The organism is Kitasatospora sp. NPDC004272, from assembly GCF_053603035.1.
On record NZ_JBSGET010000223.1, the window covers coordinates 1 to 8,874 of the forward strand.

The 8,874-nt window shown below is 71.5% G+C and carries 9 protein-coding genes; 5 read left to right on the top strand and 4 right to left on the bottom strand.

The window, feature by feature from the left end; genetic code table 11:
- The first annotated feature begins 108 nt into the window (after positions 1-108).
- Entirely contained in the window at positions 109-201 is a 93-nt protein-coding gene (locus ACWEO5_RS37025; RefSeq protein ID WP_452166487.1) for a MerR family DNA-binding transcriptional regulator, read from the top strand.
- A gap of 71 nt (positions 202-272) precedes the next feature.
- Here the strand turns inward: ACWEO5_RS37025 and ACWEO5_RS37030 are convergent, their stop codons facing one another.
- The gene (locus ACWEO5_RS37030) at positions 273-1,265 is read right to left on the bottom strand and encodes a LuxR family transcriptional regulator (protein ID WP_452166488.1); all 993 of its coding nucleotides are present in this window, start codon (positions 1,263-1,265) and stop codon (positions 273-275) included.
- Between the two features lie 534 nt (positions 1,266-1,799).
- On the opposite strand from ACWEO5_RS37030, the gene ACWEO5_RS37035 reads away from it, so the two are divergent.
- The 4 genes from ACWEO5_RS37035 to ACWEO5_RS37050 all read left to right on the top strand — a co-directional run bounded on the left by ACWEO5_RS37035 (position 1,800) and on the right by ACWEO5_RS37050 (position 4,834).
- Complete coding sequence (locus tag ACWEO5_RS37035; protein ID WP_452166489.1) at positions 1,800-1,961, top strand: hypothetical protein; 162 nt, start codon at positions 1,800-1,802, stop codon at positions 1,959-1,961.
- Positions 1,962-2,346: 385 nt separating this feature from the next.
- Complete coding sequence (locus tag ACWEO5_RS37040; protein ID WP_452166490.1) at positions 2,347-2,790, top strand: hypothetical protein; 444 nt, start codon at positions 2,347-2,349, stop codon at positions 2,788-2,790.
- Between the two features lie 212 nt (positions 2,791-3,002).
- Complete coding sequence (locus ACWEO5_RS37045) at positions 3,003-3,890, top strand: peptidoglycan-binding domain-containing protein (protein WP_452166491.1); 888 nt, start codon at positions 3,003-3,005, stop codon at positions 3,888-3,890.
- Positions 3,891-4,009: 119 nt separating this feature from the next.
- Positions 4,010-4,834 carry a CHAP domain-containing protein gene (locus ACWEO5_RS37050; RefSeq protein WP_452166492.1) on the top strand — a complete coding sequence of 275 codons (825 nt, stop codon included), beginning with the start codon at positions 4,010-4,012 and terminating at the stop codon, positions 4,832-4,834.
- A gap of 410 nt (positions 4,835-5,244) precedes the next feature.
- Here the strand turns inward: ACWEO5_RS37050 and ACWEO5_RS37055 are convergent, their stop codons facing one another.
- Genes ACWEO5_RS37055 through ACWEO5_RS37065 form a run of 3 tightly spaced genes read right to left on the bottom strand, consistent with a single transcriptional unit; the run spans position 5,245 to position 8,449 of the window.
- Positions 5,245-6,141, bottom strand: coding sequence for a hypothetical protein (locus ACWEO5_RS37055; protein ID WP_452166493.1), 897 nt, complete (start codon positions 6,139-6,141; stop codon positions 5,245-5,247).
- Positions 6,142-6,185: 44 nt separating this feature from the next.
- A complete protein-coding gene (locus tag ACWEO5_RS37060; protein ID WP_452166494.1) occupies positions 6,186-7,541 on the bottom strand; it encodes a hypothetical protein in 1,356 nt (451 codons plus the stop codon).
- Positions 7,541-8,449 (bottom strand): hypothetical protein, encoded by a 909-nt coding sequence (locus ACWEO5_RS37065; protein ID WP_452166495.1) that lies wholly within the window; start codon positions 8,447-8,449, stop codon positions 7,541-7,543. The genes ACWEO5_RS37060 and ACWEO5_RS37065 overlap by 1 nt, the downstream gene beginning before the upstream one ends.
- Between the last annotated feature and the right edge of the window lie 425 nt (positions 8,450-8,874).

An 8,874-nucleotide genomic window follows, 5' to 3' on the forward strand; every position in this document is an offset into this window, starting at 1 on the left:
TTGATGTTAAGACGTGTTAAATTCCTATGGGGCGCCGGAGCCCCGGGCGCCAGCCGACCGCGGAGTCGATCAGGCCGGCCACCGTGCGGGCCGCGCAGGTCGCCCGGGGTGAGCGCCCGGACCCTGCGCCGCTACGGACACCGCGGCCTGCCGCCGGGGCCCGACCGCTCTCCGGGCGGCCACCGCCGCTACGACGGGTGAGTCGTGGCCGTGCTGCGGGTCGTCGAGGCGGCCCGGTGCCTCGGCTTCACCCCGGGGCAGCCGCTCCGGGGTCAGATCCAGTCGTTCCGGACGGCCTGGGCCCCGGCCTGGAAGCGGCTCTCGGCGCCCAGCCGGTTCATCAGGTCCTGCATCATCCGGCGCACCGTCCGCAGGGACAGGCCCAGCTTGCGGCCTGCGGACTCGTCCGTGTGGCCGTGGCCCAGCAGTTCCAGCAGGGCACGCTCGGACCCGGTGAGGTCCTGGCCGTCGCGGGGGGCGGGCTGCCCGAAGTCGGTTCCGCTGCGCCACAGTTCGTCGAACAGCGCGCACAGCGGCTGGATCAGGGCCGCCCCGTGCAGCTCCAGCGCGCCGCGACGGCCGTCGCTGGGGTCGATCGGCACCAGGGCGATGCTGCGGTCGACGATCACCAGCCGGATCGGCAGGAGCGGCACGGTGCGCGTCAGACCGCCCAGCTCGGCCAACCACCGGGCGTACCGCAGGGTGTCGGGGTCGTTGCGGAAGCTGTCCTGGAAGATGCTGCGAATGACCACTCCGCGTTCCAGCGCCAGCTGATTGGGGTGCCTGCCTGCCTGGATGGAATCGGGACGGGCTGCTCCACCCCGCATCAGGGAGAGGCATTCCTGGGTCGCGGTCGCCGCGAGTTCCTCAAGACGGTCGCGGACGGTTTCGAGGGATTCCAGCCGCAGGACCATCTCGTCGTCGGGCCGCCGGTCGACGTACTCGGCGGAGAGGGCGGCGATCTCGGACCGGGCGCTCTCCAACTCCTGCTGCTGGAAAAGGAGTTGGTTCTGGTTACGGGCGAGCAGCCTGGTCAGCCCGACCTCCGGGCTGACGGCCCGTAGGGCATGGGAGTCAGCCCCGGGCCGAAGCAGCGTCAGTTTCAGCAGCTCGTCGAGTGCTTCACGCACCTGAGCCTCCGACAGGCGCAGGCTCGCGGCGATCCGCTCGACCCCCGCGTCCGGCTCCGCCAGCATGGCCCTGTAGACGCCCTCCGTCAGGGCGTTCAATCCCAGTACTTGCAACACCGTGACACCCTCCCGCATCGATGATCATCATCGGTGCACGGCGGCCGGGGGCGCAATGCTCTCGCAGGCGAAATGATCTGGCACTTAGATGCCGAGCGACTTGATGCCACTTCTGTAGTCGTGACATCGCCTTCCGTGGGCGGCAAGCTCTTCCTCGTCAGCGGAGAACGCCGCAAAAACCGGGGCGATTTCCGCGAACCACTCACTGGCACAGCAACCACTCACGGGCACAGCATGGGTACGAAACAGGAGAGAACAGTCGTGACTCGCTCGATACGCATCGTATGTACCGGTCTGATCGCCGCATTCGCCGTCGGTCTGGTCTCCGTCGCCGCGGACGGCGTCGCCACCGATCGCCCGGCCGCCCGACACTCCGTCACCGCCTCGGGCTTCGACTGGGACTCCGCCCCTGCTTCACCCCCCGCACAGAGTTGACCGGACCTCGTGCAGTTGGTCGCGGTGACTCTCGTCCGTTCCGATCCGGCGCCCTCGCAACTGACGGCTGAAGCGGTCACCGACCTGATCTGGGTCCACAGCCGCCACGAAGACCGAGTGGAACACGTCCGCACCTGCGTCGACCTCGACTGCTACCGCATCGCCGCCGCGATCATCGCGGCCACCCCGGACGCGGCGACCGCGAACCTGCGCCGCGTCTGCGAACGCGCTCTGCAGCAAGCGTCGGCCCTGCGCGGCTGGCGCCTCGCCACCACCTGAGCCTCCACCGAGAGCTCGACCGGGCCGCTGCCGAGGGCCCCACCGAGGGCCCCGCCCAGACTTCTGCCCAGACCTCCACGGACCGAGCCCGCGGCTCTTGCCGCACGAGGCCGTCCCGCCCGGAGATCGAGAACCACCCGCCCGCGCCGGCGTCACAACACCTCTTGTCGGCAAGGCACTTGACGTCCGGTCGGGACGAGACGACCCCGATCGCGACAGCCCCCGATGGTCGACGCAGCGGCCGTCACAGACTCCTCGGCCCCGCCCGCCGGTCTCCGCACGCCCCTGAGCGGTCCGGCCCGTCCGCGGCGGAACCCGCTCCGGCGCCCCGGCGACGGCCGAGACACCTCTTCCCTCCCCCTTCCCCGAAAGAAGGCTCTTCGCCATGCGCGTCCTCGCCAAGATCGTCACCGCCGCGGCCATCGCCCTGCCGATGCTCGTCGCCATCCCCGGAGCGGCCAACGCCGCCGCCTCCCCCTCCGGTTGTTCCAGCGTCACCCAGATCGGCAGCACCGCCTACCTCAACGTCGGCGGGCAGACGATGGCGTCGGTGAAGCAGTACAAGGGCTGCGGGAAGAACTACTCCTACCTGTACGTGTGGGAGGGCTACCGCAACACCCACAGCAGCTGGGACGTGTGCACGGCCATCGTCACCAACGGCGGACACGACGTCCAGGACCCCCGGTGCGGCCACAACTCCGTGGAGCTGTGGTCCTTCGGCGCCGCGACCCTGGCGGAGTGCACCCAGGGCCTGGGCTGGACGGGCTACGGCCCCATCCCCTACCCCAGCGACGGCGACATCGCGGTCAAGACCGACGTCCGCTGCTGACCGTCCCCCCTGCGGCGACCGCCGTGGCACCGGCTCCCGGAACGCCGGTCACGGCCGCACCGGCCGGCGGTGCCGTTGGGCGCCGCCCCGGCCGGGAGCCCCTTCGCCCGAGCCCCTTCGTCTGAGCCCTCACCCGCCCGCCGCCCGCCGCCCGGCCGGGGGTCGGGCCGGGGTCGACGCCCATCCTCCACCGAACCAGAAGGAACCATCGCATGGCATCCGCCATCAAGACCCGGAAGACCGCCACCCGACTGCTCACGGCGGTCGCCGTCCTGAGCGGCCTGGTGCTGAGCACCGCACAGGCCAACGCGGCGACCCCGGCGCCCCGGACCGAGGCGTCGGCGGTCACCGCCACGCTGCCGACGGTGAACATGGAGGCCACCGTGCTGGCCGCCCAGATCGACCCCCGGCGCGCCGACAACACGCTGACCCCGGGGGCCAAGGACTCGGTCCTGGCCGTCGAGCGGGCCCTGCAGGCCCGCGGCCTCCTCGACGCCAAGTGGGTGGACGGCTACTTCGGCACCACCACCATCACCGCCTACGCCGCCTACCAGCGCTCCCTCGGCTACACCGGCCTGGCCGCCAACGGGCTGCCCGGCACCACCTCCCTCACCACGCTCGGGCAGGGCCGGTACACCGTCACCCAGCAGATCGGCCCCGGCGCACACGTGCAGCGGGACGGATACACCATCGACACCCGCACCCAGAAGATGCTCACCGAGGCCGAACGCCTCCTGGGCTTCAGCCTCACCCTGGACCAGGGCTCCTACAACCCCGGCGGCGACCCCACCTCGGCCGGCACCCACGACGGCGGTGGCGTCGTGGACGTCAACGTCGACGGCATGACCAGCACCACCCGCACCGCCGTCGCCAAGGCCCTGCGCCAGGTCGGGTTCGCCGCCTGGGTCCGCAACCCCACCCAGGGCGACTGGCCGTGGCACATCCACGCCGCCGCGATCAACGACACCGATCTGTCCACCCAGGCCCAGAACCAGACCGGTGACTACTACCTCGGCCTCAACGGCCTGGCCAACCACGCCGCCGACGACGGCCCCCGCATCCCCATCCAGACCTGGGAGGAGTACCAGCGCACGCACTGACCGCGCGGTCCTTCCCGAGCACGACCGAAGCACGACCGAAGCACGACCGAAGCACGACCGAAGCACGACCCGATCAACCGTCAGCACCCGTCGATGACACGCCATCAGGAGAGAAGACCATGAGGAACATACGCAACGCGATCACCGTCGCCGGCACCGCCCTGGCCCTGGCCGTTCCGCTGATCGCCACCACCTCCGCGCCCGCCTTCGCCGCGTCCCGTGACGGCGTCTGCGGCTCCGGAGAGTTCTGCTACTACTACAACAGCGACGAGGCCGGCTCGATCTCCGACTTCACCGGCTCCCTCAGCAACTACGGAGACACCCAGCCGACCTGCTACGACTTCAAGGGCACCGGTGCCGGCCAGGGCCTCTGCATCAAGAACAACGCCGCATCGGTGTGGAACCGCACCAGCCAGACCGTCCGCGTCTACTACAACAGCGGCTACGCCGGCTCCTACCAGGACTTCGCCCCCGGCGCCAAGGGCAACCTCAACTCCACCCTGAAGAACAACAACGCCTCCCACAAGTTCCTCAGCAGCTCCAGCAGCGACAACGAGAGCCCCGTCAACGACTTCGACCACGGCACCCGCGGCTTCGCCGCCAACAACTGCACCGCCTTCGCGGCCTTCCGCATCGCGGACCGCCTCGGCGTCCCGAACTTCAGCAACTCCTACGGCGGCACCACCTGGGGCAACGCCGCCACCTGGGACGACGCCGCCCGCCGCCTCGGCATCCCCGTCAACACCACCCCGACCGTCGGCGCCATCGCCGTGAACGACACCCACGGGATCTACGGCCACGTCGCCTACGTCAACGCGGTGTACTCCGACGGCTCCTTCGACGTCGAGGAGTACAACTGGAACAACCCGCTCGCCTACGGCACCCGCAGCCACCTCAAGGTCAGCAGCTCGGAGGCGTCCTTCCAGCACATGATCCACTTCTAGACCGCCACCGACCGGATCGGCCCGGCCGAGCCGATCCGGTGAGCGCGCGGCCCACGGCGGTGTGACGGACTCCGCCGGAGCCGCAGCGGCACGTGTCGAAGCCCCGTCGGGCCGGTGACCCCTCCAAGTCGCCGCCGTCCGACGGGGCTTCGACGTGCCGCCGGCAGGGCGGGGTCCTCCCGGCGGCCGACCCTCCGCAGGCGGTGGCGGCCCAGCCGAGGGCGGCGTCCCCGACGGCGGGGACCCGGGCGCCCACGAGCCACCACCGGGGCGAACCCCGCCCCCGCACACGGCGGACCAGCGCCCGCTGGCGCAGTACCGGCTGACGGACGGGAGGGAGCGGGCCCGCTCCGACCGACCGGCAGCGCCGGCACGCGAACAGGTGAGGCAGGGCAGGCAGGGGCGGCGGGTCAGCAGTACCACCAGGTGCCGGGGGCGAGGACGGTGTCACCCGGTTCGAGGTTCTCGTTGTGCAGGTTCGCGACCTGGCAGAGGCCGCCGAGGGCGGCGTTCGGGTCCTGGTCGCGCGGGGTGTTGGTGAACTCGTCGAGCGCCTGGGTCTGTTGGTCGATCCCGGCGTTCTCCTTCTCGCCCTTGCCGGCGACGGAGTCGAGGCAGTCCCGGCTGGTGGCCGGGCACTTGTCCATCTTCTCCTTGTTGCCCGCGTCGGTGCTGCAGGCTGGGCTGCTCGCCCCGTCGCCCGCGCACGGGTCGGAGGCGCTGGGGGCGGGTGGGGCCGGCGGCGGGGTCTGGGCGGCCTGGACGTTGGTGATCATCGGGCGGCAGCCCGGACTGGTGCTCGGGGTGCCGAAGGTGAAGGTGAAGGCGGGGGCGTCCTCGGCCGCGGTGAAGGAGTAGCTGCGGCCGGTGGACCAGTTGGCCTTCCCGTTGGCGTCCTTGGTGGTGTACGAGCCGGGCTTGTTGCCCGGACCGGCGACCGACACCGTGTAGGGCCGCCCACCGCCGGAGGAGACGCAGGCGTCTGGGTTGTCGTCCCAGGTCAGGGTGACCGTCGCACCGGCGCGGACGCCGCGTACTCGGGTACCGATCGGCGTCCCGGTGGAGGAGGCGAGCAGCACCGCCTGGTACCCCTGGGGGTGGCCGGCCCGGGTGGCGGACACCAGCAGGGTGCTGCCGGTCCAGTCGTCGGCGGCCCCGCCCCAGGTCTGCCCGTCGGGCACGGCGGGAGAGGAGAGCGTCGCGTTCGGCACCACCGCCGGTTGGAGGTCCACCGCGCCGGACGGCCACGGCACGGCGAGGGCGAGGGCGGCTCCGAGCGGGACGGCCAGCAGACGGGTGAGCGGCACGGTGGGCTCCAGGGGGCGAGCGGGGGCAGCGGAGGTCAGCGGGGTCAGGGGACGAGCGGGACGGCGCGGGTGGCCAGGCCCTGCGGCGGGGCGTCCAGCGGGGTCAGCCGCTTGTCCGGGCCGGCCGTGTTGTCGGGCGTCCCGGCGGTCGGCCGGTTGGCGCCGCAGCGCTGCAGTTCGACCTCGGTGAGCGGGCCGGTGCGCTGGTAGTAGCGGTCCGGCAGCGAGGTCGCCGGGACGTCGAAGGTCGCGTCGAGCCGGTAGTTGTTGCGGGAGTTGGTGAACGAGCCGGTCACCCGCTCGCGGGCCGGCTGCACCTCGATCCAGCTCACCTCACCGGGCTGGATCACCGGGTTCAGCGGCTTGTTCGTGGTCCGCGTCCAGGTCAGCGGGTTGCTGGTGGAGACCGCCGCCGCGTTCCCGCCCGCCACGCTGAACCCCGCCTCGACCTGACTCGCCACGTTGGGGCGGCTCTTGGCGAGTTCGGAGCGGCTGGGCAGCAGCGGGGCGCCCTTGAGCGCGTAGTACTGGGTGAGGTTGTCGTACGGCGGCTCGGTGACCTCCAGCTTGCGGTCGTCGGTGATCGCGTTGCGGGTGCAGTTCAGGTACACCTCGCCGACGATCCGGGTCTGCCCGTAGTACTGGTACGAGTACCGCTTGTCGACCGTGAACGTGCAGGTGGTCGGCGAGCCCTCGCAGTCGTCCACCGCCACGCCCGGCTCCAGCGGGTCGTTGCCCCGGTACGCCTTCGGCGGCGGCAGTTGCTCCTTGCGGATCTTCTGGTCGACCGGCGCGGGCGTCTGCTCGGCCCGCACGTTGGTGATCAGCGGGCCGCAGGACATCGACCCGGCGGGCTCCGCCGAGTCGAAGGACACCATCGGGTTGTCCTCGGTCGCGGTGAACGAGAAGGCGCGCCCCGTCGTCCAGTTGGCGGTGCCGACGGTGTCGCTGCCCTTGGTGGTGACCTGTGGGTCGGGCGCGGGCCCGTCGGTGATCAGCGAGACGTTGTAGGTCTGGCCGTCCTTGACCTGCTCCGGCGTGCAGCCCTTGTAGGTGCTCGGGCTGTCGTCCCAGGTGAGGGTGACGGTGGAGCCCTTCTTGACGCCCCACAGCCGGGTGCGCATGGTCAGCGGCGCGCCGTTCCAGTTCAGCGAGGCGGCCTGGTAGCCCTGCGGGTGCTGGGCCAGGCCCTTGCCAAACACCACGCCGTTGCCGTCCGGCGACCAGCCCGCGTGCCCGGCCTGGGTGCCGTTGTCGGGCGCCACCGGATCGGCGAAGGTGCCGTTCGGGACGGTGGCCTCGACCGTGTCGGCGGCCTGCGCGGCGGGCGGCGCGGCCGTCAGGGCGAGGGCGGCGGTGAGCAGGACAGATCCTGCGGCACAAGGGAGTTGACGTCGCATCAGCACTGACCCCACTGGCTCGGCGGAATGACCATGTACTCGGGCGGGAAGCCATCGGTGAGGGCGTTCGACAGCGGGCAGAGGTGCTGGGCGGCCGCGTCCGGGCTCTCGTCGCGCGGGATGTCGTTGAAGTCCTGGACGGCGGTGGTCTGTTGGTCGATGCCGTCGTTGGTCTGCTTGCCGTCCCCGGAGACGCCGCTCAGGCAGTCGCGGTCGGTGGGCGGACACTTGTCGATCTCGTCCCGGGCCTTGCCGAGGTCCTTGCACCGGGTGCCGTTGGCCGCCTCGCCCGCGCACGGGTCGGAGGCGTCCTTGGGCGGGGTCTTCGGGGCGGTCTGCTTGGCGGAGACGTTGCTGATCGACGGCTGGCAGCTCTGGCTGGCGTTGGAGGCGTCGAAGGAGAAGGCGACCTTGGGCGAGTCCTCGGCGGCGGTGAAGGAGTAGGACCGGCCGAGGAACCAGTTCGCCTTGCCGATCGGGTCGTTGGTGGTGAACTTGCCGGGTTGGTTCGCATCGCCGGCGACCGTCACCGTGTAGGCGCGCTTGGCGACGCCCTTGCCCACGCAGCTGTCCGGGTTGTCGTCCCAACTGAGGGTGACGGTGGCGCCCGCGCGGACGGTGCGCAGCCGGGTGCTGAGCGGCGTCGCCGAGTCCGGAGCGGCCAGGAAGGCGGCCTGGTAGCCGCGCGGGTGGGCGGCGCGGGAGGCGGAGAGCAGGCCGGGGCCGTCCCAGCCGTCGATGGCCAGGTACTCCCAGGTCGAACCGGACGAGACCTGCGGGGAGGCGAAGGTGCCGTTGACCACCACGGCTGGCTCGGTGTCCTCCGCGCCCGCCGGGGCCGAGCCGGCGAGGACGCAGACGCTACTGAGGGTGATGGCAAGGAGTCTGGCGGGTGAGGTCCGGAGCAACGGGTTCCTCCCTGAACTCGGCAACGGGGCCGATCGGTTGATATCTGATCGGGACTTCCGACGATCAAGATCCCTCGCCATGCTCGGCGGCTCGACTACGCACCGCAACCGAAGGCGGACCGAACGGGGGGCGTGCGGAGGATCCACTGCGCCGTTGGCATGGAAAGCGGTCCGTGTCCGCACGAAGCCGGTGACGGTGGGTTAGGTATCCCGGTGATCGGACCGTCACCGCTCGGCTTCGACCTTCGACCTTCGACCGGAGTCGGACCGCCGCCGCGCACCTCCCCGCGCCGCGCCGCGCCCCGACCGTGACCACGAGGCACCGATGACACCCCACTTCCGAAGCGCCGCCCTGCTCGCGGCCGCCGCCCCCTGCCTGCTCGCCGGCCTGCTCGCCGCGCCCCCGGCCGCCGCCGCGGACGCGG